This window comes from Streptomyces griseorubiginosus (genome assembly GCF_001514195.1).
In the GTDB taxonomy this organism is placed as follows: Bacteria; Actinomycetota; Actinomycetes; order Streptomycetales; family Streptomycetaceae; genus Streptomyces; species Streptomyces griseorubiginosus.
Genome location: NZ_KQ948743.1, coordinates 1 through 26,591, shown reverse-complemented (window position 1 = coordinate 26,591; position 26,591 = coordinate 1). Strand labels below are relative to the sequence as shown.

Below are 26,591 nucleotides of genomic sequence, written 5' to 3'. Positions count from 1 at the left end.
CACCAGCCCGGGCCCGGTCCCCGCGTAGTTCCTGCCGGACCGCGACGCCCGATGTTTACTTTCATGTAAGTTTGTTGATTTGGTAAGGAATCTGGGCAAGATCATTGACGTGTCATGTTGGCTTATGGTTGCCTACGGAACGTGAACGGCATGTAACAGAGTTCGAGCTCACCGCCCGAGTGGGCCTTCTGTCATCAGAAGGGCAACCAATGAACGCGGTACCACACATGCGTCTGATCGTTCGGCTCGAGTCAGGAGCGGAAAGGCAGTTCGGCCCTTTCGCGCTCGGAGAAGCAGCCGATGTCGCCCAGGACGACTTCGATGTCAGCGTCAGCGGGACGGCACCCTTCAAGGTGTCCGTGCATCCACCGAGTGGCGAGCGCATCGTCTCGCTCGAGTATCTGCTCCGCGCCCCGATGGGGAACTTCGATGAGGTCGTCCCGCCGGACAGCGGCCGGTGGTTCATGAACCTGATGCACGTCACGGGCTTCTGGAAGTACGGCAGGCTCGCCCAGTCGAAGATCAACGACGTGAAGGTTCCGCTGTACATGTTCACCGGCCGGGACGGGAACGTGGATCTGGCCATGGGGGTCATCGGCGCCCTCGCCGAGACAGACCTTCGCCTCCTGGAACCCGTCTCCAACCGCGCCCTGAACGTGCACACGCGCGGCGTCGAGGTGAGCATCCGGCGCGGCACGGAGGAGTATCCGCTGCCGCGATCCGTGCCCGCCGCCGACGGATCCGTCACCGAACACGTCTATGTCCTCACCCGGCAGAAGGACGGCGGTCACGGGCCCTGGATGAACGTTCTCAGGGACTTCTCGGAGCACACCCGGACCGTCTTCGGGCTTCGCGACCGTATCGTCACGGAGTCGTTCGAACCCTTCTGGTGCAGCTGGACCGACTGGGCCAGCGACGACATCAGCGCGGACATGGTCCTGGAGAACGCCAAGATCGGCCTGGATGTCGGTGTCCGGAACTTCATCATCGACGACGGCTGGTTCGGCCCCGGCCTCGACACCGCGTACGACACCCCGCTGAACATCGGTGACTGGAAGCCCGATCCCGCCAAGTTCCCCGACATGCGAGGGCTGGTACGCCGTCTCGACGACATGGGAGCACGTGCCGTCATCTGGTGCGCCCCCCACGCCGTAGGTCCCGCCGCCGACTGTTTAGCCGACCGCCGTCACCTGCTCATCGCCCCGAGTTCGGGTGAACCCGTCCTGGGCGAGACGCAGTTCTACTCCCTGTGCTTCATGAACGCCGAGGCGCGCAAGGTGATGGCAGACGTCTGCGTACGGCTGGTCGAGGAGTACGGCTTCCACGGAGCCAAGTACGACCTGTTCAACTGGATACCCGACCTGCGGTGCGAAAGCCCGCACCACGAGCACGACCTGGACTCCATGCTCATGGGGTTACAGCTGATGCTGGAGGACGCCGACCGGCGCACCCGCCAGGTCTCACCCGACTACATCGTCGAACTCAAGCAGAACTACGGCACGGCGTTCCTCACCCCGTACGGCACCTGTATGCGCGCCGGCGACGCCCCGTTCGACCCGCGGACGAACTTCCTGCGCACCTTGCATGTGCAGGCCTACACGCCCGCCTCGATCAACGACTACCAGACGTTCGGCCCGGGGGACACACCGACGGACGTAGCCGTGACGGTCATCGCCATGCTGGCCGCCGGAATCCCGGCCTACGGCTCGGACTTCGCGCGACTGTCCGAGGAAAGCAAGGACGTGCTCCGGTGGCATCACCGGCTCTACGCCGACAACCTCAGCGGCTTCCTGCGGCACCGCCGCGCTGACAACGCCTCGCACAGCGTCCTGCGGGCCACTGCCGACGAGCGCGATGTCGTCTTCGTGCTCCAGCCCGCCACCTCCTGTCGGGTCCACCGGCCGACCGTCGTACTCAACGGCGGGTACGCGACCCGGCTCACGGTGGACGCACAGGCCGCCGGGCTCTCCTTCAGCATCCTGTCGCCGACCGGCGAACGGATCACCCCCGGACGCGACCATCCGGGGGGCCCGCTGACCATCGACGTCCCGCCCGGTGGCGGCATCGTCTTCGAAGGCACTGCGGGGAGTGAGGTCCGGCTCTGATGGTGCCTGTTTTCGAAGTCACCGCCCGCGAACGGTCGATCGCCGCAGCCCGGCACACACTGGACGAGGTGCACAGCACGGCAGTCGGCCGGCCGGCCTCGGACGCGGACCTGTCCCACGTCAGCAGCGTCGTGGCCATCGTGGCCTCGTCCCGCGGCGGCAGCAGCCTCCTCCACCAGATCCTCTCCGACCAGCCGGACGTGCTGTCCATCGCCGGCGAGCACACCGCTCTGTACAAGCTGAACAGGCTCGACCGCGGCCGCGACGGCTCCGACGCCCTGGAGCCCGACGTGGAGTTCGACTGGACGGCGTTCTCAAGGGACTTCATGTCCCTCCTCGGATCGGGCCGGGTCTGCCCCACGGCCACCGTCGGGGACCGGTTGCGGTATACGGCCGTGGTGACGCGGCGCCTCGCCCTCCAGTGGCCGCTCGAGGAGATCGCGTTCGCGACCGTACGGGAGGCCGTCGACCGCACCGCCGAGACCTGTGCACGACCCGACGAGCCGGACGCGCTGTTCGCTGATGTCCTGCGCCACCTCCGCGCGACCCATCCCCGAATCGATCCGTCGTTCTACGACTTACCGCCCGCCTTCCGGAGCACGGCCTCCGACGCCGGCCTTCACCTGCCCCACGACGGCTACTGCATCGAGGAACCGCCGTTCGTCGTCCCCCAGGCCCGCACCGCCGCCGATCGCGGCGCATTGCGGCGCCGGCCCGTGGTGATCAAGTCGTCGGTCGACGCCTACCGGCTCCCGATCCTGCGACGGCTGATGCCGAACGCCCGCATACGGGTCATCCACCTCACCCGCAACCCCGCCGCGAGCGTGAACGGGCTCTACGACGGCTGGCGCGACCGGGGATTCTTCTCGTACGACGTCTCCGACCAGCACACCCTGTCGATCGACGGGTACTCGGAGCTCGGCGAGGCCGCTCGGCGCTGGTGGAACTTCGACATTCCCCCCGGATGGGAGAAGCTCGTCGACCAGCCGCTGGAATGGGTGTGCGCGAACCAGTGGGCGGGCGCGCACCGGTCCGTCCTCGACACACTGGGCCCCGACACCGCGGACGACGTCCTGCGCGTGCCGTTCGAGCAGATCCTCGATCCCGCCACCCGGGAGCGGACCCTGCGGTCCGTCTTCGCCTTCGCGGGGATCCCGCAGCCGACCCGTCCGGTGAGCTTCCCGGTCGTGATGGCGACCGCGCGGCCCCGCCCGGCCCGCTGGAGGCAGCGGGCCGATCTCGTGCTCCCCGCAGTCGACCGGCCGGGCGTCCGCGACGTCGCGGACGAACTCGGTTACCGCAAGGGGGAGGAGGACCAGTGGGTGTGACCGCGGCCGCCTACCACGGGCCGGGCTGGCGCGCCCGCCCCGGACGGCACGAGGACGACATCGCAGCCGGCGGGAATTGGGCGCCCTTCGGCGTGAGCCGCGACTTCGACCGTCTCACCGACGTCGCCCTGCACTGCCCGCCGGCCGCGCTCCTCACCGCCGGTGAGCCAGACGCACTCCAGCACCTGGAACGACTCGACCACACCGCACTCCGCCGCGACATGGACGCGCTGGCCGAGGCGTACGGCACGCTGGGCGTCACCGTGCACACACTGCCCGCCCCGGAGCCACCCGGCAGCAATCCGTACCGCGGCGCCAACGCGATGTACGCGCGCGACCTGCTGTGGATGACCAGGGCAGGCGCCGTGATCCCCCGGATGGCCAGCGCCGTCCGGGCCGGCGAGGAGCTCCAGACCCTCAGACTCTGCGCCCGGCTCGGCATCCCGGTGGCCCGCACCGTCGGCGCCGACGGCGTCTTCGAGGGCGCCGACGCCCACTGGCTGCGCTCCGACCTGGTCGCCGTCGGACTCGGCGCCCGCACGAACGAGTCCGGGGCCCGGCAGATCGCGGACGAGGCCGGCCAGCAGGGCGCGCGACTCCTGCGGCTTTCCGTGCCCACCGGGGTCCAGCACCTGCTCGGGGTCCTCCAGGTCCTCGACGCGGACCTGCTCGCCGCCCGCACCTCGATCATGGACCAGGCGGAGATCCGGCACCTGCGCGAGCTGGGCTTCACGGTCGTCGACATCCCCGAGTCCGAGGAGGTCAGCACCCACCTGGCGTTCAACTTCGTCACCGTGGCGCCGCGGGCGGTCCTCATGCCGACCGGGTCCCGCGCCACGGCGGACCTGCTGTCCCGGCACGGCGTCGAGTGTGTCGCCCGCGTCCCGATACCGGAACTCACCAAGGGTGCAGGGGGAATCGCCTGTGCCACGGGAATTCTCGCCCGCACACCCGGAGGACTGAGGTAGCCCCCCATGCTCACGCCCACACTCAGCGTCGTCGTTCCCTTCTACAACGTCGCCCCCTACTTCCCCGAACTGCTGGAGTCCTTGGCCCACCAGGACCTCAAGGACATCCAAGTGATCCTGGTCGACGACGGCTCGACCGACACCAGCCCGCAGATCGCCACCGCATGGGTGGCCAAGGACGACCGCTTCTCTCTCGTCACCCAGCACAACCAGGGTCTCAGCGCCGCCCGCAACGCCGGCGCCGAGCGTGCGACCGGCACCTACCTGGCCTTCGCCGACTCCGACGACGTCGTTCCGCCGACGGCCTACCGGGCACTGGTCGAATCCCTGGAGTCCACCGCCTCCGACTTCGCGTCCGGAGACGTCCGGCGCCTCGACTCCTCCGGAACACACCGGCATCCGCGCTACGCCGACGTCTTCGCCGCCCCACGCAGCCGCACCCACATCACCCGCGACCAGGATCTGATCCTCGACCGGATGATCTGGAACAAAGTGTTCCGCAGGTCGTTCTGGGACCGGCACCGCTTCGCCTTCTCTCTCGCCCAGTACGAGGACGCGCCGGTCACCGTGCGGGCCCACATCGAGGCCCGGTCGGTCGATGTGGTCGGGCAGGTCGTCTACCACTGGCGCATCCGGGAAGCCGGGGAACGCTCCATCACACAGCGCCTGTACGAGCCCGACAACATCGCGGCCCGGATGCGCATGATGGTGGTCACCGGGGAGATCCTCCGCGAGCGCGCCCCCGAACTGCTGCCCGTCTACGAGCGTGACATGTGCCTCGGTGACCTGCGCATCGCGATGCTCGCCATGCTGGAGAACACCGACGACGCGATGGCGACGGCCCTGGAACTCGGCCGCGGCTTCCTCGCCCGGGTGGACGAGCAGGTGATCGAGCGACTGCCCGAGGTGAACAGGCACCGGCTCGCTCTCCTCCTCGCAGGGAAGTCCGAGGAACTCCGCGAGGCACTGCGTGCTGACGGGCAGTAGCGCGACGGACAACGCGCCGGCCGCTCCACCCCGACGGAGGTCGGCCGCTCAACTCCTGCGCGAGGAAGCCGACTTCCGCCGCGTCTACCTGTCCCAGCTGGTCAGCCTGGGCGGGGACTGGTTCGCGATGATCCCGCTCCTGGCCCTGCTCCAGGAGTTGACCAGCGCCCCCCTGTGGGGCGCGCTGGTCCTCGCGGCCGACACGCTGGTCATCGCCGCGCTGTCCCCGTACGCCGGTGTGGTCGTCGACCGTGTCGACCGCCGCCGGCTGATGATCGTCTGTGATCTGCTGTCCGCCGGGTTCATCGCCACCCTCTTCCTCGTACGGACCGAGTCGACCGCGTGGATCGCCCTGATCGCGCTGGGCGGTGTCGCGGGCGTGAAGGCCTTCTACGGCCCCGCGGCGAACGCGGCGCTGCCCAACCTGGTCCCGAAGGCCGACCTGTTGACCGCGAACGCCCTCACCGGCGGCGCTTGGGGCGTCATGCTCGCGGTGGGGGCCTCACTGGGCGCGCTGCTCGCCTCCACGCTCGGCATCTACTGGTGCTTCGCCCTCGACGTGGTCTCCTTCTGCGTCTCCGCGGCCCTGGTCCAGCGGGTGCGCAGGCCCTGCGGTGGCGGCGGAGCCGGCAAGCCGCGGGGCAGGGTGCAAGACGATCTCCGCGAGACCGCGTCGTTCGCCCGCCACGACCGTCGCATCGTGTCGCTGCTGCTGACCAAGCCGGGAACCGCCCTGGGCAACGGAGTGCTGGCGCTCTTCCCCGCCCTGGGCGCCGCCGTGTTCCATGTGGGCGCTTTCGGCGTGGGCCTGCTGTACGCCGCCCGCGGAGTGGGGGCGCTGATCGGCCCCGTGCTGGGCCGCCGGCTCCTGTGGGGGCGGGAGGGCCGAATTCGCCTGCTCGTTCTGGCCTCGACCCTCATGTTCGGCCTGGCCTACGCCGCCTTCTCCGCCGTCAGCTGGTTCCCACTGGCCGTTGTGCTGGTCGCCATCGCCCACGTCGGCGGCAGCATGAACTCCACCCTGTCGTCCTTCGCCCTGCAGTCGGCCACCCCGGACGGCATCCGCGGGCGAGTCCTCAGCGTCGACTTCATGTTCTCCACCCTCTCCCTCGGCGTGAGCCAACTTGTGGCCGCAGGCCTCGCGACAACCATGGACGCGCCCCAGGCGGCCTTGTGCATCGCGGGCATCGTGATCACCTACGGCACGCTCTGGTGGACCTTCTCCGGGAACCTGAGCGCACGCCGCACCACCTCACCCCATGCGAAACGAGGTTGACCCGATCATGCTGGTTCGCCCCGAGCAGTGTTGTTGCGGCGTGACGGTATGGCTCACCGGATCGCCGGACGCGGGCACATCCCCCCTCGCCCATGCGGTGGCCGAGCGACTACGCGGCGCGGGGCGGCGAGTGGCCGTACTCGAAGCCGTCGACGTGCGGCAGACAGGGCTGACCGCCGAGGTCCTCGCGCGCAACGGCGTGATCGTCCTGGTGTCCTCGACGGCCGCGCCGTACACGGACAGCGGCGAAGTCGTACGCGAACGGCACGGCAGGAGCGGCATGCACTTCCTGCACGTGCACATGACGACGTCGACAGCGAACTCCGACCAATCCGAAGTCAACGGCTTTCCCTGCGCCCCGGACCTCGTCATCCGACCGTCCGCACCCACCACGAGCCAGCCAGCCTCGCTGCTGCTCGAGCTACTGGCAGAGAAACGCTTCGTAGTGGGCGCCGCCTGAAGGACACCGGTCAGGCTCCGGGCCTGTTGCAAGTGAAGGTTCTGGCGTGTACGCGTGACCCCTGCGGCCCAAGAGGACAGTGCTTCACGCAACAGACATGCGCGGCCGATTGGTCGTACGAGACCTAGACACCGGCAACGAGCGATACTTCGACGCAGACGTACCGGCCGTCGACGCGAGTTTGGTGTTCGGGATCCTGCGGCCGGTCAGGCGTCCCACGACCGCAGCCGTGGCACGCATGCCGCGGGCCGGGCCGCCAACCCCAACCTCGCCTACCGCAACACGCTCTCCGCGCAACGGCGACAGGCCTACGACAAGGCTCTGGACGGCGGACGCGACGTACCGGTGATCTCCGTCAAGATCCCCGGTGGCGGGACCGTGAGCAAGCAGGTGGGCGGTTGCGTGGCCGAGTCCGAGAAGTAGCTCTACGGGGATCCGAGGGAACGGTTCCGCGCGGAGAGGGCCTCCGGACATCTCCGTTCGCTGCATGTGCTCAAAGTACTGGCCGACCAGCGGTTCTCCGCAGCGTTGGCTGAGCGGAAGCTCGCCGTGGCCGACGCGACCTGCGCCCGGGTCGCCGAACTTCGCCCCATCGGCGAGGAGCGCGAGCCTTCGGCCTCATCGCACCGGCCACCAACGCCTCAGCGGGGACGCAGGGACCTCGGTGATGAACAGTGGATTCATCGGAGGCAGGGACGTCGTCGCTTTCTACGCAGAGAAGGACTACCCGTCCGCGAAGGGCTACCTCTGCCTCGCTCCGGGAGAGAGGTGGGCCGACCTCCTCACGGACAACTACTTCGCCAACACGGGCGAGGCCGTCAACGACCGCATCAGGTCCCATCGGTGGGTCACCGCCTCCGAATACGGTCTGGGCAGCCGGCTCACCTGACGGCAGCACGGCATCCGTCCGCTGGACCACCGCTCGCCAGCTGCGGCGGGCCCAGCGGACCGGTACGGCTACCGAGCGTGCTGAACGGCCCGCACATGTCCAGCTCCCGGCCGACCACCACCCCGGGGTCGACCGTGTCGGGTCGCAGGCAGACACCGACCGGCACGATCTCCGTATCGGCCGGTGCGCGCCGTCGACGACCCCAGCGAGAGGCACTGGGCACGCGGTTACGGGGCCGAGTAGGGGTCTTGGCTGATCAGGTGGGCTTTGAGACCCTCTCCGACGCCGGGTTCGGGGGTGCCCGCCCAGTCCTTGATGAGCACGCCACCACTGCTGCAGCCCCAGGGGTTCCAGGTCCACGCGAGATAGCTCATGGTGTGCGCGTCGGCCCAGTCGACCAGCTGTTGCATGTAGTCGAAGCCGCAGTTGTCCTGGCCGAACTCACCGATGACGACGGGCACGTGCTCGGTGAGCGGCGCGACCTGGCTGTCCCAGCAGGATGCTGTCGCACAGGCGTTGAAGCTGTACGCATGCCATGACGCGGCGACGTTGTTCAGCGGGTCGTTCGGCATGTGCGTCAGCCACTCGCGCATGTCGTTGGCCCACTCGAGGCCGCCCAGCATGAGGAGGTTGGTCGCGCCGGTGGCCCGGACCGCGTCGACCAGGTCCTGCATGCCGGCCGTCTCGTACGGGAGCCCCGTGCAGGCGCCGCCGTCGCGCCAGCACTGCCAGCCGACGGTCTTGTCCCAGTCGGCGGCGATCTCCGGGTACGGCTCGTTGAACAGATCGAATACGACGGCGTCGTTGCCCTTGAAGGCGCTGGCGACGCCGGTCCAGAACTGGGGGGCGTACTGCGCGTCCGGCATGGGTTTCTGGCAGGTCGCGGTGGCGTCCTTGCAGTGCCAGTCCGGCCCGTTGGTATAGGCGCCCCGCGTCCAGTGCAGGTCGAGGATCGGGGTGATGCCGTTGGTGACCAGCAGGTCGACGTACTCTTTGACGCCCTGTTGGTAAGCGGTCCCCTTGGGCGAGCCGTTGAGTCCGAGCCAGCATTCCTCGTTCAACGGCACACGTACCGCGTGGATGTTCCAGGTCTTCATCGCGTCGACGGAAGCCTGGTCGACGGGGCCGCCGTCCCACAGGCCCTTGCCCTGAACACACGCGTATTCACCGCTGGAGCGGTCCACGCCCAGCAGCCGGTACGGCTTGCCGCTCGCGGTGACGATCCTGTTGCCGGAAACCTTCAGCTCCGGGGCCGGACCGCTGGGATCGCCGGGCGGTGTGGTGGTGGGGCTGGGGGTCGGGGATGTCACCGAGCCGGTACAGGTCACGCCGTTGAGCGCGACCAACGCGGGTTGCGGGTTCGTGCCCTTCCACGCGCCGTTGAACCCGATGGACGTCGACCCGCTGGTGTCGAGCGTTGCGTTCCAGTCGAGGTTGGTGGCGGACACGTGGGTGCCGGACTGTGCCCAGGTGGCACTCCAGCCGTTGGTGACCTTCTGGTCGGAGTTCGGGAAGTCGAACGTCGCGGTCCACCCTCGCACGGGGGAGCCGAGATTGGTGATGGCCAGGTCCGCTGTGAACCCTCCCGGCCATTGGCTCTGCACTTTGTAGGTGACCGAACAGCCGGTGGCGGCTGCCGATGCGGGCAGGGTGGCGAGGGCAAGGCCACCCAGGATCAGTGCACCGGCGGCGCCGGTGGCTATGAAGGTGTGACGACGTTTCACCTGATCTCCTTGTTGCGTAAGGGATCGATGAGCTCGATATCCAGTTGATCGGCGGGCGGGTGAGCCAGGGCCCAGGCCGACGGCCTGCACAGACCGGTCCGCCAAGCGCGTGCTGCGTGCCGTACGGATCAAGGAATCGGCAACTGCCGCTCGTTCAGATCCTGTCGTCCCGGCGCCTTCCCTGCGGGCGTCAGCAGCCGATCGCTGAGGAGCCCAGGGCCACGTCGTCGAACCAGAGGGTGTCCTCCCCGGTGCCGTAGCTCTCCCAGCCCAGGCGCAGGCCGGTGGGGCGGGGAAGGGTCCTGCGGGCGAGCCACTGCCCGTCGACGTTCTGGGTCGGCACCCCGTCCACGCGCAGTCCGGTGATCTCCTGGTCGTCGACCCAGGTGCGCATGGACTGGGCGGTGGTGTCGATCTGGTACCGCAGGCACAGCCACCTGCCGGTCGCCAGCGGGGTGCTGAGCGCGACGCCCGCCGGGCTCTGTTCCGGCAGCGTCGCGTCGTCGCTCTCGCGGTTCCACTGCAGCGCGCCGTTCTGCCCGCCGACGCGCAGCGCCTTGCCGCCCTGCGAGGCGTCGGGCATGGACACGAAGGTGACGTGGTTGGTGGGCAGGGAGGTGGTGTGCCGGACCCGCATCCGCACGTACACCACGGGCCCGACGGAGGACAGATCGCGGGTGGAGGCTGCGAAGACGTGGTTGCAGTAGCCGGCGCCGCCGTCGACGCGCAGCGACCTGGTGCCGCTGTAGGCGACGGACGTGTCGACGCTGACCTTCCCCGTTCCCTGGCAGTCGGGTGCCGTGGTCTGCCAGTCGCCCGAGGGCACGGTGCCCCTCTGGTCCTCGAAGTCGGAGCAGATGATCGCCCCCGCCCCGGCGCATTCGGCCGGCGCCGTAGGTGTCGGAGTCGGCGTTGGCGTCGGCGTGGGAGTCCCGGTTCCGCCGCACGGAGCGCCGTTGAGGGCGAAGGCGGTGGGGGCGGGGTCGGCAGTGCGCCAGGTCCCCTGGAGGCCGAAGTCCACGGACCCGCCGGCGGCGAGCACGGCATTGTGCGCGGCGTTCACGGCGGTCGCCGCGCTGCCCGACTGGGTGACCTGCGCGTTCCAGGCGGACGTGATCTGCTGGTCGCCGCCGTAGGCCCACTCCAGCCGCCAGCCGTTCAGGGCGGCGCCGAGATTCGTGACGCGGATCTGGGCGGTGAAGCCGCCGGCCCACTCGTTGGTGGTGTACGTGACCGTGCAACCCGTTGCCGCGCCCTGTGCGCGCGACGTCGCGACGGCGGGAAGGGCAACCGCCACCACGGTCAGCACCAGTGCCCACAGAGGCAGCCGGTGGCTGCGCACGCGTAGTGAAGTCATGGTCATGATCACTCTCTCGACGGGAGTCAGGACGCGGTGCACAGGAGGGTGCCGAGGTCTCGGTCGTCGCCGTTGAGCGTCATCCCCCAGGTCGTCGACGCGCCCGGCGCCAGGGAGCCGTTGTAGGAGGCGTTGTGCACGGTGGTGGCGGGGCGGGACGGATCCACCACCGCGTTCCAGCGGTTCGCCACGGTCGCACCGCTCGGCAGGGTGTGGCGCACCGACCAACCGGTGACCGGCCGGGACCCGGTGTTGGTGACCGTGACGTCGGCCTGGTACCCGCCTTGCCATGAGCCGGTCAGCTTCCACTGCGCCGTGCAGACGGTGTCGCCGGAGGGGCTCGGTGGGGGAGTGGGAGGCGGTGTCCCTCCAGAGGTGTCAGTTGTGTAGGGGACGGCGGTGTAGTCCTGCGAGCAGCCGCCCGCGCAGCCCGATGGCAGCGAGAAGGAGTACGTACGGCCGCTGCCCAGCCAGGCGTCGGCGGCGTCGCGGATCCGTATGGTGAAGTCGCTTCCGCCGGAGGCCGTTGCGCCGATGACGTAGGACTGCCCCATGTCGCTGTTCATGGTGGCGTCGGTCCAAGTACCGTTCGCCAGGTACTGGATGCCGTGGACGCCGTTGGGCAAATGGGAGACGGCGATGGCGGGCCAGTACCGCTGGGCTCCCCGGAGGAATCCGATACGGATGTCGCCGCTGTAGTCCGGGGCCGGGACGAAGCTCCAGGAGACATGGCGGTTGTTCCAGTGGTCCGGGTACATCGCCCCCGCGGGGGTGCCGCCGATCCGGAAGCGGTTGAGGGAACCGGTCGCCAGGTCGAGGTGGTTCGGGTCGTCCCGGCACCAGGCGTTGGAATCGGCACAGCTGTCCGCGACGAGCATGGTCAGGGTGGCCCCGTTGTACTGGTCGGCCACCCAGGAGCCGTTGCGGCAGAAGGGCTGGCCAGGGGCGCCGTCGTTGGTGCCGGAGCAGTAGTCCCCGATGGTGACCTTGACCCAGCGGCCGCAGTTGCGGCCGTTGTCGAAGGCACCCTTGATCCGTGCACTTGCGTCCGGTATCGGGCGCGGGTAGGAGCTTGAGTAGTCGCCGGGCGTGTCGAACACGTTGAGCGCCACGAAATCCTGGCTGTCCAGTTCGCGCTGCGGCAGACCGCAGCCGCCGTAGGGGCTCCCGAGCCCGTCGAAGTGGGTCGCGTTGCCCAGGACCTCAGTGGTGGCGGCGCTCGCCACGCGTGGCTGGGCGGCCGCGGCCACGACGGGTAACGCGGCACAGCAAAGCGCTGCCAGCAGCACAGCAATGCGCTGTCGGGCGGGGGAGCGGGGGTTCGAACGAAGCTGCATGGGGGGATCCGCCTTCTTCGTGACGGGGCGCCGTGACGTTCGTGGGGGACTGCTCTCGGAGGGAGGGGAGTGAGCGCTGGAGCCCCCTGGTGTGGGAGCGCTCCCACGGTCTCCGTACCCGGGACTGTAGAAGAGGGCCATGACCCTGACAAGGGGTCGCGTTCCCGTCGGAGGTTTCGCCGTGTTCGGGCTGGGGTTGTGCCGCGCGGACCGGGGGTGGAGTCAGTTGGTGTTCGGCCTCTGCTTGGTGCCGCCGCTACAGGTTCCATCTGGACCGGGGCGCCGTCGGTGGTGGAGGCGCCGGTGACATCGGGGGACAGGCGGGACGAGACGGGACGGACTGGAGTGGACGTCGGTGACGATCTCGCCGGGGTCGAGGTCCCCTGCTCATTGGCCCCGCCCTGGCAATGAACCGGGACGTTTGCGGCACCCCCGGCCAAGGCCCTCTTCCTCCAGATCCCACACTCGCGCCCGCCGACCGTTCACACAGTCTCTGGCGGGTCATCGCGCAGGACCGCAAGCGCGGTGCGCGCGATCACCGCCTGCGAGCTCACCGTGCGAACGGTTCCGGCCATCGAAACCGCCTCGGGCAGCCCGGTCGCCTGCGTCGACGGCGGAACGGACGGCGCAACCAGGACATCCCGCACGCCCCACGCCTCCCACTTTGAGCACCCCGGTGGCACCTTGCTCGCCCACTTGGAGAGGGTCGAAGCTCTGCTCGCCTCGTGGGGAGGCCGCCCGGCCCTGCGGGCTGCGGGTTTGTGCCATGCGTTCTACGGCACCGACGGGTTTCCGCTCCAACTGCTGAACTTGGAACATCGAGCAGACTTGGCAGAGGCGATCGGAGCAGACGCTGAGGCGCTCGCCTACCTGTACGCCTCCTGCGACCGGAAGGCCACCTACCGGACGTTTGCCGAGGACGACGGGATGCTCCTCGACCGATTCACCGGTGCCAGAGTCCAGCCGAATCTCGGCCAGCGTCGGGATCTCGCCGAGCTGACGGCCGCCAACGAGCTGGATCTCGCCGCGATCAGTCCGAAGATCCGAACTGAGTACGGCGCCAGCCTGCTCGGCTTGTTCACCCGGTGGCGGCCACTGCTGTCCGCGTCGGCATGGGCGCACTGCCGCGACGTGTTGGGCTAGCCGCAGGCATCATTTGGTGGACTGCATCGGTGGCCACTGATCGGCCGGCCCGGGGCTCCGGTCAGGGAGGCATGTGCTGCCGAGCTCCCGTGCCTTCTCGCGCAGTCCCGCCTCCCAGGCACGCCCTTCGGCCAGAGCGGGCATCCTCGTGACTGCCGAAATCTGTGCATCTTCGACTGCGCCATCCGGGGCGGCACCGGACTGAGCCCAGTCCACCCTGATCCCGGCGCGCTCCGCGAGAACCAGCACGGTGGCGGTGAACCCCTCGGAGAGCGCAAGCAGTACGGCGTGGCTTGTTCCTCGGTGCCGCGCCAGTAGGGCGTTGACGAAGGTCTCGAAGAGGGCTGGGTTGATCTGGCACTCGTCGTTCTCCATCGACCCGATGCCCGATGAGAGCTCCAGCTCCGCCTCGAAAAGCGATACTTGGCGTTGGAACAGACGGGAAGCGCCGTGGGACGGGTTCCACACAGTCTTGTCGCCTATATCGAAGTACTGGCTCAACACGGCACCTTTCGGTAGGTCATGAAAGGTGAGCGCATCCAGCCAGATCGCTGTGGTCGCTGCTACGTCCTGGCCAGAACACGGTTCTCTCGACGACCCTGCAATGGCGACCCAGCCGCTGCGAGGATTCGATGCCTTTGCGGGCAATGGGAAGGCGGAGGCCCCGCTTGCGGAGCCATCGGCGCAGATGGCCGTAGTCGTATCCTTTATCGACGTGGAGCTTGGCTGGTCGCCGGCGACGCGGGCGACGCGGGCGACGCGGGCCGCGCCGGGAGCGGATCGGCGGTGTCCCGCGTACGTCCCGCCTGTATTCCGCGGGCGCCTGGAGCTGCTGTCGCAGTCCGACGGTCGTCCGCTGCGGCCCCCACTTCGGCTTGATCCGCGGTGCCGCAGTGCGCGGCCTGTTCCTCGGCATGCCGCAAGTCGTGTATGCGAGTGGTGCCTCACGCCGCAGTTGCGCGCTCGCCGTCTCGGCCGCCTCCAGTTGGTCCCGCAGGGCGCGCAACGCGCCCTCGCCGACCGCGAGGGCAGCATTGATAGTTGCGAACTTCGCCCTGGCGGCGGCCTCTGCCTGCTCCAGCGCGGCACGCAGTGCCGCGATCTCGGCCTGGTCCTTCCGCGCCGCAGCACCAAGCTGCTCTTGGGCCTCATGCGTGCGAACTGCTCGCGTAGCGCGGCCAGTTGGGTGCCGCCGACCTCAGGAGCCGACTTGTACGCCGCGGTCCCCGCAGCCCCCGGCATCACAAGGCCGGAGGGGTCGTCCGCGAGGGGGGCTTGTTCGTCGGCGCCGGCCCGACGAAGCCTGCTGCCTTCTCCTGAGTGGGAGAAGACCGCGGGCTACGGTGCCCGGCCGGGTTTGGGCCCGCACCGGACAGGGATGTCCGGTGCGGGCCCGCTGAGTGACTGATGTGCTTCAGTTCGACCAGGTCTGCGGGGCGATGTAGTAGCCCTCCTCGTCCACGATGACCTGCACGCTGCCGCTGCTGTGGTTGTGGACGCCGATCATCAGGCCGGGGTCGGTGACCGACACCAGGTTGGGCACGGTCGTGCCCGCCGTGAAGTTCAAGTTGGAGGCGTTCGGCACCGCCTGATCGTTGGGGTAGACGGTAAGGAACCCGTTCTTCTGCGGCTGCGTCGCGGTTACGTTGAGCACCGCGCCGGCCGGCCGGGGGCAGTCGGTAGTGCAGTCCTGATACCAGCGGGGGTAGAAGGCGAGGTTGCCGTATGCGGGGACGGGCGCCCTGGGGGCCCCGGTGCCGGAACGGGTGTCGACGATGCGGGTCGGTCCCTCGGGGACGTAGGACTGGTTCGCCCCGGCGGCGGCCGAGCCGGAGTAGCCTTCCAGGTCGGCGACGACCTGGAAGGTGCCACCACTGCCGTTGTAGAAGTCGACCTTCCCGTCGGTGAGGGGAACGACGGCCAGGTTGGCGACCGTCTCACCCGCCGTGAAGTTCAGGTTCGACACGCCCGGCATGGCGCCTGCGTCGGGGTAGGCGGTGAGGTAGCCGTGCTGGGTCGGCCGGGTCACGGTCAGGTTGAGCACCACGGCCGTGGTGCCGGCCGGCACACGTGCGGACAGGTCGAGGGGCAGGGCGGCATGGGCGGTGACCGCTCCCGCCGAGGAGGTGCCGAGGCCGGAGCGGGTGTCCAGGACCCGGGTCGGGGGGACGGGTTTGAAGCCGGAACCGGCTCGGCCGTAGAAGCCCTGCAGGTCCATCAGGACATGTACGGTGCCGCTGCTGCCGTTGTGGAACACCACTGCTGCGCCGTCCACCGGCACCGTCACGAGGTTCGCCACCGTCTGCCCGGCTGTGAAGTTCAGGTTCGACGCGGTGGGGAGGCTTTCGCCGTTGTGGGGATAGACCGTCAGATGTCCGTCGGTGGTGGGCTGCGTCACGGTGACGTTGGCGACGATGGCGCTCACGTCGGCTGCCGGGAGGCCTGCGACGCTGGGGACGGGCAGAACGAGGTCGGCTCCGGCGGCTACGGGGGTCGTGGTCGTTACCCCTACGGCGTGCCGGGTGTCCAGCAGCCGAACCGGGGTGAGCGGGGTGTAGTCGGCGCCGACGACTACGTGCTTGACGCTCTCGTCGTAGGGGCCGCCTCTGGGGTCGTAGCGGTCGATCGCGTGGTCGCCCGCCCGGTGGAAGGTGTAGGTGAACGTGCCGTCCGTGTCGACGGGGAACGCGGTGGCGTCGTCGAGGACGTACGAGTACACCCGGTCGATGGGGCCGTTGGCCGTCCAGGTCGGGGTGGGGGCGGTCGTGGTGACGGTGACCTGCAAGGGGTTCGGCGACCCGAGCGGCTGTACCTCGAAGCCCCCGCCGGTCTCCGGGCCGACCACCTCCACCGCTCCCCGGTCGTAGTAGCCGGATGCCGCGTTGGGCACCTGTGGGTCGTCCTCGCGGGGATTGCCGGAGAAGTCCGTGGCCGTCTCGCCCGGCGCTCCGGGGTCGGCGGAGTCGATGACCGGCGAGGAGGCGGCAGGGGTGAACCACTGCCGTGTCCCGGAGAGCTCCCCGGTCAGTTGGGGGCTGGCGGAGATGTCGGCGCGGCCCTGGCCGGTGGCCGCCGCGAAGGAGGACGAGTCCGGATAGCCGGTGCTCGCCCACGAGTAGAGCGAGCCGCCGCTGGTGGGGTCGACCACGTTGTCGTCGATGCCGGTGCCTGAGGTGGCTGCCGCGGCGACTGAGATCGCGGTCGCATCGGCCGTCGACGCACAGGCCGCCGGGGATGAGCCCCAGCCATTGGCCGCCTCCTCGACGACGTCGTTCTTCACCGTCGAGCCGGAGGAATCCCCGCTCAGGACAATGCCCTGCTCGCAGTTGCCGACCACGGTGTCGCCGGTGACGACGGTGCCGGGCGCACCGGAAGTGACAATGCCTGGCGCGTTGTTGGTCGCGAAGGGGCTGAAGACGGTGTCCGCGCTCAGCACTGTGCCGGACGCGCCGGCGTCGATCTCGACGCCCGGGCTGCCGTTGGTGTTGTGGGTGACGCTCGTCCGGCTCAGTGTCACGTCGCTTGACATGCCGGTGATCCTGATCGCTGGCGCACCGGCGCTGCTGCTCAGGTCCGCCTGGTCGACGGTGACGTCGGTGGAGTGGTCGATCAGCACCGAGGGAGCGCCGCCGGGGGCCGTCGTGGAGAAGCCCCGGAGCACCACATGCTGTGTGCCGGAGACGGTGAACGCCGGATTCGGCCCCTGCGTCGTGGACTGACCCCTGACGGAGGCGGGATTCAGCGACCAGTCGTTGGAAACGAAGGTGATGGGCGCGTCTGCCGTACCCGAGCGGGTAATCGTCACCGACTCCGGATAGCTACCCGCCTCCACCAGCACCGTCTGGCCCGGTACGACGACCGCCGCCGCTGCACCGATCGTGCAGAACGGCCGCCCCTGGCTGCCGCTGTCAGCAGCGGTGTCGGAACACGTCGACGTCTTCGCGACATACAGCACGTCGGATGCCGGTGCCTCCGCAGTGGCCGTGGCACTGGACGCAACCGGAAGGGCCAAGCCCAGCAGCATGAAAGCCACAGCCCGACAAGGCCCAACGATTGTCTTCAATTGTGACCCTTTGCATCTCTATGGGATGGAGAAACGGGCACTTCCACGGAACATCAGACAAACGGTCGGATGAGCCCAGATGGCGGATCGTATCCGCCGGATCATCACGAGCAGCTCCACACCTGGTCATGGATTGATCAAACCGAAAGCGGCCCAGGTCAGATACGAGTCGAGAATCGTGTCAAAGCCATCAAGCGGATCGGCCTCGGACTCCTGCCCTCGAAGTCCTGGCAGATGGGCTTCTGCTTCCGATCCTGGGCGCTCACTTCAGGGAGGCCGGTCAGTCCCTGGTGGACGCCGGTGTTCTCGTAGCCGGGGTCGGTCAGGGTGGGGATGCCCAGGACGGCGGCGAGCCCATGGGCGCGGGCGCAGGTGATGTCGTGCCCGCAACCCGGGCGGACCGGTAGGCCCACAGGGGCCAGTCGTCCGGGGGCAGCGATGACCTGCACGTTCCCGCCGCGGTATTTGTGTTTGCCCGACCGCGGGTCGGTCTTGACGGGGCTGGCCGCAGCCACCTGATCGTTGCGGATCACCGTGCCGTCCAGGTCGAGGTGGGTGTACCCGGCCGCTGTGGCCCGCTGCGGCGCGGCCGACAGGTCCGGCGCGTGGTCGGCGAGTACGGTCAGTCCTTCGTGCAGGCAGCGGTAGGTCGTGGGCGCGGGATGCCGGTGTCGCGGACCAGCTGGACCAGATGCGCGTCGACGGATCAGCTCAGCACCAGCACAATCTGCTTGAAAACACCCGGCACCCTTGTGCCCCTGCGGGTTCCCAGCTGGTCGCTGTGGTCGCGCAGCAGCATCGCGAGATGCCCGGCAGTCCTCTGCGGACATCGAGGGCAGCGGTGCAGGTGACATTGGGTGGCACGTGAAGCCCCTGGTAGGAACGTGATCTTGGCAGACCGGCTCCTACCAGGGGCTTCACACGTATCTGACGCCGTCCCATCCCGCGCACGCACGGCGATCACGCACCACACCAGCACGTTGCTGAGAAGACCTCAACGAGCGCCGTCCCGAACTCCTGGCCGGGACCGGCCTCGAACTCGCCACACCCATATCAAGCCCGCGGTCAAAGATCAGTACACGGCTGGGTCTGACGTGGTGGTCGGCGGATCGCTGACCGCAGGCACTTCGGGGGTGGAGACGCCGTAGGTGTAGGGCTTCAAGGTTGTCATCATCAACAGGGCGACGACTGTGACGCCCACAGCGATCGAGATCGGGAGCGTGTAGCTTCCTGTCGCGTCGTATCCGACACCGATCAGCACGGAGCCGAGGCCCGCTGCCACGATGTTCAGTCCCGCACTGACGCCGTAGATCTCGGCGGAGGTCCGCAGACCGAAGTAACGGGTGATCAGGTACGGCAGGAGCATGGCGACGGTCGCCATCCCGACACCCACCAGGATGACGCCGAGGAGCTCAAGGATGAACGTGGTACCGGAGACCAGGAGCAGAGTCAGCCCGAGGACGGGCAGGAGGTAAAACGCGGTCGCGGTTCGGGGAGACTGAGCACGGTCGGCGACGTACCCGCTCAGGAGCACACCGACCACGACGGACAGGGCCAGAATCGACGCCAGGGTCGTCGCGGTCCCTTCAGAGGTGCCGCGTCCCGTCATCCAGTTCACCAGCACCGTCTGCGCGCCGACCAGGGCTCCAGTCGCCAGAGCGTCGGCCCCTGCGATGGTCCAGAAGATGCGGGAGCGGAAGGCCTGCTTGGCGGGGACTCCTGGCTCCGCCGCGTTAGCCGCCTTCTCCGCCTCAACCAGTGCAACTTCCGCCGCGTCGACAGGCTTGGTCCGCACGAGGAAGAACGCGGCACTGCCACCGCATACGAGAGCGGCCAGCGCGAACACTTCGTAGGCGGTGCGCCAGCCGTAGTCATCGATGAGCAAACGAGATATTTGCGCGACGATGGACTGCGCCAACTGCGGCGCGGCAGCGATCACCATTCCGAGGAAAAGCGCGCGGCTTGTGCTGTACCAGGACGCCACGACCCGCATTGCCACCACCGGGCCGGCGAGGGCCCCGCTTATACCTATGGCCACCGCAGACAGCCAATAGACGGCTCCGGTAGATTTCATCGTCGACAGCCCGAAGAGGCCCAGTGCGAAGAACGCGACCCCGACACACAGAGGTGTCTTCACGCCGATCCGGTCGATGATGCGCCCGGCTACGGGGCTCATGATCGCCATCACAATCTGCGAAAACGTAAAAATCAGCGTAAAGCCCGCTGTTGCCCATCCCAGGGATTCGGATACGGGCTTGAGGAAGACCGAGAAGGACCCCGCGAATATTCCTCCCATGCTGAAGGCCATGCAAAGGAATATACCAACCGTCGCGGCTATACGAGCGTTTCGTGACATGCCGCCTCCTGTCTTTGCGTCCCTGCGTTTTGGTAGTTCGGTTTCCTTCGGCGTGCCGTCCCGGTAGCCAGCGGGCCGCGCACACCGGCAGCTCCGGTGCCTGACTCATTCCGCCACGAAGCAGTCGCGCCTTATCGGTTTCGTTCACGCGATGATGGCGTTCACTTCCGAATCATTCCTGGCATGTCGGTCAGGAAATGTCATGCACCCATATTTCAAGGTATCCAGAGGATTACAGGCAAGTTACCCGCTTGGGTGCCTGGAGGGTATGCCCCGGATCGTCGGCGAAACCAGACGGCGGATCTCAGTTCTCAGGAGGTGTACGGGCAACCCGACCTCAAGATCGTCTGTCTGTTTACTGTGAGAGCTACCTGTCTGTGTGCGCGTGGGGTTCCGCCGTGACCATGAAGGTTGACGGGATGCCATCGGGCTCGTTGCAGGAGCTCATGCCGTGCGGGGTTCAGGTACACGCGAGGAGCGGAGGGGTCCTCGCGTGTGGTCGTACGCCTTGACGCCCTCCACGAGGATGGACAGCAATGCGTTCTGCGCGAGGCGCTGCGGTAACCGTTCGATCGGTGCGACGTTGGAGATCGACTCTGCCGTGCCGAGGTGCTGCGGCGCGTCGATCAGCTCGGCGTCGCCGGCGCCGAGCTTCCGTGCGGCGATCTCGGCATCTCGATCAGCAGTCCACTGCCGACGCGGTCGGCGTCCTTGCGTGGCTGGGAGTTCGACGCGCGGTGCACGGACACCTGAGCGCTGAGCGGGGCAGAGCTCGGGCGCCGGGTCGTCAGCGACCAGACTCCGCAGGTAAGGGCAGGCCGTGCACCGCGGGCCCGGTTGCCCTGCCATTTCGGCCTCGGAGACCACCGGCCGGTCGTCGGTGCGCATGCCGAGGATGTCCAGAGCCGCTCCGCGGTCGGGTTCTGCCCCGGTAGCCCGATGATCGAACTACGCCCGCGATGCAGCATGGTCTCTCTATTTTTCAGGATTCAGGTAGTCGTAGATCTCCAGCGCGAGCCCGATCCGGAGCGGGTCCTTGGCCAGGTCGGTACCGAGGATGGCCTCGGCCTGCCGGACACGGTAGCCGACGGTGTTCGGGGCGACGTGCAGGACTTGGGCGGCAGCCGTGCGGCTGCGCTCGAATGTCAGGTAGAGCCGCAACGTCTCGCGTAGCTCCGCCGAGCGGTCGTCGTCCGTGGCCAGCGCACCGAGCTGGCGGTGGACGAACCAGCGGGCGTGTTCGGGGTTCGCCGTGAGCAGGGCGATCACCTCGAGTTCGTCGTGGTCGGCGAGCCACGACGACCGTCGGGTGGAGGCTGCGGCGACGCGGCGGACCTCGAGGGCGCCGAGGTGGCTGCGGCGGAACCCGTCAATGCCAGCGTCGAGCGGGCCGAGGGCGGCTCGGATACCGTGCGGGGCGTCGACGGCGTCGCGCAGCCGCTCGGCGAGCCGCTGCTCCGGCGGCGCGGCCCAGCTCATCCACAGCCACAGCGATGTCCCGCCGGGGCGCACCACCAGCGGTCGGCCGGTATCGGCGGCGTCGGCGAGTCGGGCCGCGAGCCGGTGAAGGGCGTGGGCGGAGTCGGTCCCCGCGTCGTCCTCGGTCCAGAGCACGGCGGCCCGGTGGTGACGGGCCAGGTCGAGGCCGAGCACCCGCTCCGGATCGCGCACCGAGATGGGGACACCCGCAATGATGTCCTCGATGACCTGACGCCTCGTTGCGGCAAGGCTGCCCAGCCACGCCTCCCGCTCCGCGGTGTACTCCGCGCTGAACCGCGCCGTGAATGCCTCCACGTAGGCGAAGGACAGCTCGGTCACCCGGCGCACCGTGTCAGCGAGCTCGTGCGGAGGCAGGGTCTTGTCGAGGAACTCGAGCAGTCGCTCGTAGTGGTGCACGTGCGAGATCCACATCGCGCGGAGCACCCGGTCCAGGGCGACGCCGCGGTGCACGCTGTCGCGGTTGCCTTCGAGCGCCAGCTGCGGAGTCACGACCGCCTCGCCGGAGGTGCCGGCGTGCAGGGCGATGAGGACGGTGAGGATGCAGGCCTCCGCGGGCCGTCGGACGGTGTCGATGGAGGTGGTACCGGCCATCTCCGGCAGGAGTTCGACGACTCGCAGCTCCGCTTCCTTGGCCACCTGTGCGGCCCACCCCACCGGACCCGGTCCGAGCACCTCCCGGGCGGCGGTCACCGTCGGCGCAGGGCAGCAGGGTGTCACCGGCGGTTCCGTGGGCCCGGTCCGAAGATCGAGCACCCATCGTGCGGCCACCGGCTCCTCCTCGAGCGGTTCCCGTTGTGGTTGCCACCACAAACACCGGGCGGTTCATTGTCGTCCGGGACCGAGTGCGTGCCGGGGCCCAGCCTCTTGACTCTATCCAACGAGACCGGGCCGGGCCGCGACCGGACGCCCGCTTTGCTTCGCCCGCCCCTCGACGCGGTCCCCGACGCAGTGGAAGGAATTCAGGATGCAGCAGATCAGATTTCCGCAGAACGAGTTCCAGAGCTTCGAGGCGCTCATGCTTGCGGAGGTCGATAAGGCAGCCTGCCGGATCGCCCGCCTCATTGAGGAGGATCTGATCGTGCGCGGTTGGCCGCAGGACGCGTCGTTGGGATCCGAGGTCGAACTCGCGGAGAGATACGGTGACGGCCGCACCTTGGTCTGCGAGGCGGTGCGCATTCTCGAGGTGCGCGGCACGGCCCGCATGGTGCGTGGCCCCAGCGGGCCGAACAGCGGGCCTCGGGTCCGCGAAGTCGACCACTCTCGGACGGCCACTTTTCTGATGGGTTTCGTGCTCTTCTTCGGAACGACGGAACCGCAGCTTGGCGAGGCCGAAGAAGCAATCCAATGCGTCCGCTACGGACTGTGCGACGACATTCGCAACGACGCTGATCTCGTCGTCGAGCAGGTTTCCGCCGCACTCGAGTTATTCGATGACGTGCTCGGTGCGATCCGCCAGATGATGTCCGGAAATGGGGCGATCCCGGGCAACCCGGCCGTACTGTTCGCGCCGGAAGTCCTGAACTGCTCACGAGCGGGTCAGATCACCGAACGCATTCTGCGGGAATGCACCGCGGAACAGTGGGCGCAGGGCCATCGCCTCGGCTCGGAAGAGGATCTCTGTTTCCGCTATGGCGCCGATCGGGGCGCGTCCCGCCAGGCGGTCCGCGTCCTGGAGAGCGCAGGCGCCGCGGAAACCTCCTGTGGCCGTGGTCGTGGTCTCGTGAGCAGGGCACCTCGTGCTGGTGCCGTCGCGCGGCTGGTCTCCTGTCTCCTCGCCAGTAGTGGGATCCATCCCGACATCTTCATGCGTATCTTCCAGCTGCTGAGCGTCGAAGTGGTTGCGCTGGCCGCTGAGCGGGCGACCCGGACGACCTGTCAGCAGATCGCCACCGCGCTCAGCAGTTTGCGCCGGGCGCTGGATCGGGGGCGAATACGGGACTCGCCTCAATTTTCGCCGTCGAGGAAGCGGCACTGGAAGCGGTGGAGAAACCGTTGCTGGAAATCTTTACCCAAAGCTTGTGATGCTACCCTCCGGCCAGAATCCTCAAAAGGATTTCCGTTCTCAGTATCATGCACCAGTTGTACCTTCGGCTGACCTGGCCCGTCCTGGCAGCGTTCCGGAAAAATGACCCGTAAGCGGCACGAAGCGCGCAGCGGGAGCGGGTTGAGACATTATCGAACGTGATTCGCTCATTTCTCGGAGCGCAAAGTCAAGAAAGACATAGAAATGCTCGCCAGCTGTTTCGCCAAGACTGTGAGCATGTGCGCCGTCGCCAGCCCGCCGAGGCGATGCGCGCGGTAGAGGACCTGACTACAAGCAGCCCATGAAGGTGAGGAATCGATGACCTCCGCGATGCCCCAGGAACTTCCATCCGTCCCCAGGATCGCGCCACCCGAGCCCGATCTCGATCCTGAAGAATTGATCCGACGAGCCGAGTCGATGTGCGACATGTTGCGCTCGCGGCAGGACGCGGCAGAGGCGGAGGGGAACATCTCCGTCGAAACGAACCAGGCGTTGGTGGACGCCGGTTTCTACCGGGTCGTCCAGCCGAAGGCCTTCGGTGGCTACGGCTTCGATCTGCCGACCTACGTGCGGTTGATCGCGGCGATCTCGCGCGGTTGCCCCGAGACTGCCTGGGTGCTCTCGCTGACCCTTGGCCATGTCTACCAGTTGTCGACCTATCCGCTGGCTGCTCAACTCGACGCCTATGGCCAAGTCGGCGATTTCCGGGCACCTGAGGTCGCAGCGCGGCAAGGCGTGGGTGTCGCGGTGCCGGGCGGATACCGGGTGAGCGGCGGATGGGACTACGCGTCGGGCAGCGAGCACGGTACCCATATCCTGCTGGTGTTCGCGGTGGACGAGCCGCATCCGAACGTCGACTCGGTACGCATGGGCTTGTTCGATCGCCGGGACTATGAGATCGTCCGTAATTGGAATACGATCGGGATGCAGGGCACGGGGTCGGATCGCGTCACGCTTGACGACATCTTCGTTCCGGAGCACCGGACGAAGCCCTACCCCGACGCCATGGGGATGCGGCACACTCTTCTGCCGCCGGAATTCTACGAGGACAGCCCCCTTTTTCACGGACCTTTCCGGCCGTTCACCATTGCGGAGTCGGCATCGGTGGTCATCGGCGCGGCCGAGGGCGCGCTGGACCTCTATGAGGAGGGGTTCCGCGTTCGCAGGCCGGCCGGGCCGATCAAGGTCTCCCGTTACGAGCTTTCGGAGTACCAACTGAATTTCGGGAAGTGCCGGGCCTTGGTGGACACCGCGCGGGCCGCGCTGCTTCAGGCGTCTGCCGATTTCATGAAGGTTGCGCACGAAATCCAGGCGACGAACGAGCCCTGCTCGGATGAGGTCGAGCGGCGCATCACGCTGGTCCTCCTGCAAGGTATCGAACTCGCGCATCAGGCGGCGGACATCATCTTCCGGACCGCCGGCAGTTCCGCAGCACGAAAGGACAGCATGCTCGGTCGCTACTGGCGCAACATATGCGTGATGCGGGGTCATGTTGCGCATCAATTGGACAGCGCCGCCATCAACTTCGGGCGCACACACTTCGGGGTGCCCCCGGTAGGCATCGCATGACGGGCGCAGGACTGCTCCCCGGGGGTGGCTGGGAGCTTCGCCATGGTCGGCCATCACCCATCCCGGGCGATCCTCGACCTGACGCCGGGTCGATGTACTACTCGGCTCGTTCCGGGTCGTCGGTGGTGAGCTGCGGATCATCGACGAGACACGCGAGATGATGCCGTTGGGATCGGCGTCGGGCTGGTAGCGGCGGCCATGTGACCGGCTTTCACGGCTCCGGCGATCAGCTCGACACGCGCCGGGGCGTTCCCGATCTGGATCGTGACAGCGTCCGTGAGCATGGCCTCGAGCCGGACGAACCAGGTGAACTGGCGTGCGCGGGGAGCTGGGGTCCACTCGTGGAGCAGCATCACCCGTGGCAGCGTCGGCGCCAGGTTTGGTTCCGCCGTCGATTCGGCCGCACGTGGACGCGTCGACGGCGTACTGAATTTCCGTGGGCGAGTGCAGTGGTGATCTCCTCGGCAGCGTCGCGGACCGATTCGGGCAGCTACGGAAGCCGCTCGTCGGCCACTCGGGCAAAGACGGCGGCGACGCTGAGCGCGGCGACGCCGTCAGCGGCCTTGTTGTGCAGGCGACCAGCGACGCCGAGGACGTCGCCGTCGATCTCTCCGCGGCTGACGGCGTATCCCCGCTTTCGGGTTTCCCTCCGCTGCCTCATGCGGTCGCGCTTGGCGGCCAGGGTCACTTCGGTGAATGGCTCGAAGCGCGCGGCGTCGAGCTTCGCGTCCACCTCAGGCCCGGGCAGCCAGGCGCGCAACACGTAGGCGGAGGCACCGGCGTTGGTCGGCAGGATCTGGCCCCGCTGGTAGGAGATCCGGACCAGCCCGACGTCGGCATCCTCGCGCTTGAGGCAGAGGATGGCGGCGCCCGCCAGGCGCGTGACCAGGACGGTTTTGCTGACGTCCGCGGCGAGGCGCGCCTCATCACCGGCCGGGCGAGCTCGGACAACACCATGGCGCGGCGGGCGAGGCGGGCCAGCTCAAGGATCCGGCGGCATCAGCCGGTACCCACCTGCTTCGGCCTCGTCGACGAACTGGGACCGGGTCCGGCTCGGCGGATACTGGTACGCCGTCGTCCGCTGTACCGTCCTGTTCTCCTCGACGGCGGTCTTCAGGTACATGATGACCCCCTACACGCCGAGCGACGAGACGGCCCAGCTGCACTGCGAGCTCAACACGCTGCTGCTGTCGTTGTTGGCGATCACACCGCTGTCCCTGGCGGCGCTTTGCGGGTCGGTGCCCCGATAACTCGCCGACATCCGCAGACACCCGCACCACCCCCGGGAAGCACTGTTGCCCCCGTAGACCTCGTGGCCGGCCACCCAGGACGCGAAGACGCCGGCGTCCAGTGCTCGGCCGATCATGCGGGCGGCGAGAGCAGGTTTCGTGGCGAAGCCGACGGCGTCGGGGATCCCGGCTGCCCGGCAGCGGGCCGCATCCTCGGTCCAGGAACGCGGGACATACAGCTCACGATCGATCGCCGCGTGTCCGAGCGGGGTGGAGT

At 68.1% G+C, this 26,591-nt stretch carries 19 protein-coding genes and 4 pseudogenes; 10 read left to right on the top strand and 13 right to left on the bottom strand.

What is annotated here, in order from left to right; genetic code table 11:
* The first annotated feature begins 227 nt into the window (after positions 1-227).
* From AQJ54_RS33645 to AQJ54_RS33615, 7 genes are all read left to right on the top strand, one after another.
* Positions 228-2,105, top strand: coding sequence for an alpha-galactosidase (locus AQJ54_RS33645; protein WP_062243814.1), 1,878 nt, complete (start codon positions 228-230; stop codon positions 2,103-2,105).
* The gene (locus AQJ54_RS33640; RefSeq protein ID WP_062243812.1) at positions 2,105-3,433 is read left to right on the top strand and encodes a sulfotransferase; all 1,329 of its coding nucleotides are present in this window, start codon (positions 2,105-2,107) and stop codon (positions 3,431-3,433) included. The genes AQJ54_RS33645 and AQJ54_RS33640 overlap by 1 nt, the downstream gene beginning before the upstream one ends.
* Positions 3,424-4,401 carry a dimethylarginine dimethylaminohydrolase family protein gene (locus AQJ54_RS33635; RefSeq protein ID WP_062243809.1) on the top strand — a complete coding sequence of 326 codons (978 nt, stop codon included), beginning with the start codon at positions 3,424-3,426 and terminating at the stop codon, positions 4,399-4,401. The genes AQJ54_RS33640 and AQJ54_RS33635 overlap by 10 nt, the downstream gene beginning before the upstream one ends.
* Positions 4,402-4,407: 6 nt before the next feature.
* Complete coding sequence (locus AQJ54_RS33630; RefSeq protein WP_062243807.1) at positions 4,408-5,388, top strand: glycosyltransferase family 2 protein; 981 nt, start codon at positions 4,408-4,410, stop codon at positions 5,386-5,388.
* Positions 5,372-6,664, top strand: a complete 1,293-nt coding sequence (locus AQJ54_RS33625; RefSeq protein WP_079070130.1) for an MFS transporter — start codon at positions 5,372-5,374, stop codon at positions 6,662-6,664. Before AQJ54_RS33630 ends, AQJ54_RS33625 begins: the two co-directional genes overlap by 17 nt.
* A complete protein-coding gene (locus AQJ54_RS33620; protein WP_248845486.1) occupies positions 6,648-7,124 on the top strand; it encodes an adenylyl-sulfate kinase in 477 nt (158 codons plus the stop codon). The genes AQJ54_RS33625 and AQJ54_RS33620 overlap by 17 nt, the downstream gene beginning before the upstream one ends.
* Positions 7,125-7,791: 667 nt before the next feature.
* Complete coding sequence (locus AQJ54_RS33615) at positions 7,792-8,013, top strand: hypothetical protein (protein WP_062032932.1); 222 nt, start codon at positions 7,792-7,794, stop codon at positions 8,011-8,013.
* Positions 8,014-8,240: 227 nt separating this feature from the next.
* Here AQJ54_RS33615 and AQJ54_RS33610 read toward each other — a convergent pair whose 3' ends face one another.
* The 3 genes from AQJ54_RS33610 to AQJ54_RS33600 all read right to left on the bottom strand — a co-directional run bounded on the left by AQJ54_RS33610 (position 8,241) and on the right by AQJ54_RS33600 (position 12,344).
* Positions 8,241-9,737, bottom strand: coding sequence for a cellulase family glycosylhydrolase (locus AQJ54_RS33610; RefSeq protein WP_079070128.1), 1,497 nt, complete (start codon positions 9,735-9,737; stop codon positions 8,241-8,243).
* A 190-nt stretch (positions 9,738-9,927) separates the two neighbouring features.
* Positions 9,928-11,094 carry a cellulose-binding domain-containing protein gene (locus AQJ54_RS33605; protein ID WP_062033071.1) on the bottom strand — a complete coding sequence of 389 codons (1,167 nt, stop codon included), beginning with the start codon at positions 11,092-11,094 and terminating at the stop codon, positions 9,928-9,930.
* Positions 11,095-11,120: 26 nt separating this feature from the next.
* The gene (locus tag AQJ54_RS33600) at positions 11,121-12,344 is read right to left on the bottom strand and encodes a cellulose binding domain-containing protein (protein ID WP_248845485.1); all 1,224 of its coding nucleotides are present in this window, start codon (positions 12,342-12,344) and stop codon (positions 11,121-11,123) included.
* 612 nt (positions 12,345-12,956) lie between these two features.
* Between AQJ54_RS33600 and AQJ54_RS33595 the strand changes: the two genes are divergently transcribed.
* The gene (locus AQJ54_RS33595) at positions 12,957-13,574 is read left to right on the top strand and encodes a DUF6817 domain-containing protein (protein WP_346265471.1); all 618 of its coding nucleotides are present in this window, start codon (positions 12,957-12,959) and stop codon (positions 13,572-13,574) included.
* Positions 13,575-13,583: 9 nt separating this feature from the next.
* Here the strand turns inward: AQJ54_RS33595 and AQJ54_RS33590 are convergent, their stop codons facing one another.
* From AQJ54_RS33590 to AQJ54_RS33570, 7 genes and pseudogenes are all read right to left on the bottom strand, one after another.
* Entirely contained in the window at positions 13,584-14,075 is a 492-nt protein-coding gene (locus tag AQJ54_RS33590) for a DUF6086 family protein (protein ID WP_248845083.1), read from the bottom strand.
* Between the two features lie 73 nt (positions 14,076-14,148).
* A pseudogene (locus AQJ54_RS46935) lies at positions 14,149-14,361 on the bottom strand (IS5/IS1182 family transposase); the annotation flags it as partial.
* Positions 14,362-14,988: 627 nt separating this feature from the next.
* Positions 14,989-17,586, bottom strand: coding sequence for a right-handed parallel beta-helix repeat-containing protein (locus AQJ54_RS33585; protein WP_159055587.1), 2,598 nt, complete (start codon positions 17,584-17,586; stop codon positions 14,989-14,991).
* Positions 17,587-17,933: 347 nt separating this feature from the next.
* A pseudogene (locus AQJ54_RS46930) lies at positions 17,934-18,501 on the bottom strand (transposase); the annotation flags it as partial.
* A 208-nt stretch (positions 18,502-18,709) separates the two neighbouring features.
* Positions 18,710-19,945, bottom strand: coding sequence for an MFS transporter (locus tag AQJ54_RS33575; protein ID WP_079070152.1), 1,236 nt, complete (start codon positions 19,943-19,945; stop codon positions 18,710-18,712).
* A 492-nt stretch (positions 19,946-20,437) separates the two neighbouring features.
* Positions 20,438-20,881, bottom strand: coding sequence for a hypothetical protein (locus tag AQJ54_RS45820; RefSeq protein ID WP_159055585.1), 444 nt, complete (start codon positions 20,879-20,881; stop codon positions 20,438-20,440).
* Between the two features lie 87 nt (positions 20,882-20,968).
* Positions 20,969-22,261, bottom strand: a complete 1,293-nt coding sequence (locus AQJ54_RS33570) for a PucR family transcriptional regulator (protein ID WP_159055584.1) — start codon at positions 22,259-22,261, stop codon at positions 20,969-20,971.
* Between the two features lie 196 nt (positions 22,262-22,457).
* Between AQJ54_RS33570 and AQJ54_RS33565 the strand changes: the two genes are divergently transcribed.
* Both AQJ54_RS33565 and AQJ54_RS33560 read left to right on the top strand, forming a co-directional pair.
* Positions 22,458-23,588 (top strand): hypothetical protein, encoded by a 1,131-nt coding sequence (locus tag AQJ54_RS33565; RefSeq protein ID WP_062243786.1) that lies wholly within the window; start codon positions 22,458-22,460, stop codon positions 23,586-23,588.
* A 246-nt stretch (positions 23,589-23,834) separates the two neighbouring features.
* Positions 23,835-25,085 (top strand): acyl-CoA dehydrogenase family protein, encoded by a 1,251-nt coding sequence (locus AQJ54_RS33560; protein ID WP_062243783.1) that lies wholly within the window; start codon positions 23,835-23,837, stop codon positions 25,083-25,085.
* 490 nt (positions 25,086-25,575) lie between these two features.
* Here AQJ54_RS33560 and AQJ54_RS44075 read toward each other — a convergent pair.
* The 3 genes and pseudogenes from AQJ54_RS44075 to AQJ54_RS44070 form a co-directional block, all read right to left on the bottom strand.
* Positions 25,576-25,992: pseudogene (locus tag AQJ54_RS44075) on the bottom strand (IclR family transcriptional regulator domain-containing protein); the annotation flags it as partial.
* A gap of 75 nt (positions 25,993-26,067) precedes the next feature.
* On the bottom strand, positions 26,068-26,208 hold the full coding sequence (locus AQJ54_RS45815) for a hypothetical protein (RefSeq protein WP_159055583.1): 141 nt from the start codon (positions 26,206-26,208) through the stop codon (positions 26,068-26,070).
* A 153-nt stretch (positions 26,209-26,361) separates the two neighbouring features.
* A pseudogene (locus tag AQJ54_RS44070) lies at positions 26,362-26,591 on the bottom strand (transposase); the annotation flags it as partial.

Bases quoted from the DNA above. Each gene is read 5' to 3' on its own strand.
- AQJ54_RS45815 (WP_159055583.1), bottom strand. From the start codon at position 26,208: ATGTACCTGAAGACCGCCGTCGAGGAGAACAGGACGGTACAGCGGACG.
- AQJ54_RS33560 (WP_062243783.1), top strand. From the start codon at position 23,835: ATGACCTCCGCGATGCCCCAGGAACTTCCATCCGTCCCCAGGATCGCG.
- AQJ54_RS33615 (WP_062032932.1), top strand. From the start codon at position 7,792: ATGAACAGTGGATTCATCGGAGGCAGGGACGTCGTCGCTTTCTACGCA.
- AQJ54_RS33620 (WP_248845486.1), top strand. From the start codon at position 6,648: ATGCGAAACGAGGTTGACCCGATCATGCTGGTTCGCCCCGAGCAGTGT.
- AQJ54_RS33565 (WP_062243786.1), top strand. From the start codon at position 22,458: ATGCAGCAGATCAGATTTCCGCAGAACGAGTTCCAGAGCTTCGAGGCG.
- AQJ54_RS33645 (WP_062243814.1), top strand. From the start codon at position 228: ATGCGTCTGATCGTTCGGCTCGAGTCAGGAGCGGAAAGGCAGTTCGGC.
- AQJ54_RS33605 (WP_062033071.1), bottom strand. From the start codon at position 11,094: ATGACTTCACTACGCGTGCGCAGCCACCGGCTGCCTCTGTGGGCACTG.
- AQJ54_RS33640 (WP_062243812.1), top strand. From the start codon at position 2,105: ATGGTGCCTGTTTTCGAAGTCACCGCCCGCGAACGGTCGATCGCCGCA.
- AQJ54_RS33575 (WP_079070152.1), bottom strand. From the start codon at position 19,945: ATGGCCTTCAGCATGGGAGGAATATTCGCGGGGTCCTTCTCGGTCTTC.
- AQJ54_RS45820 (WP_159055585.1), bottom strand. From the start codon at position 20,881: ATGCGCACCGACGACCGGCCGGTGGTCTCCGAGGCCGAAATGGCAGGG.
- AQJ54_RS33630 (WP_062243807.1), top strand. From the start codon at position 4,408: ATGCTCACGCCCACACTCAGCGTCGTCGTTCCCTTCTACAACGTCGCC.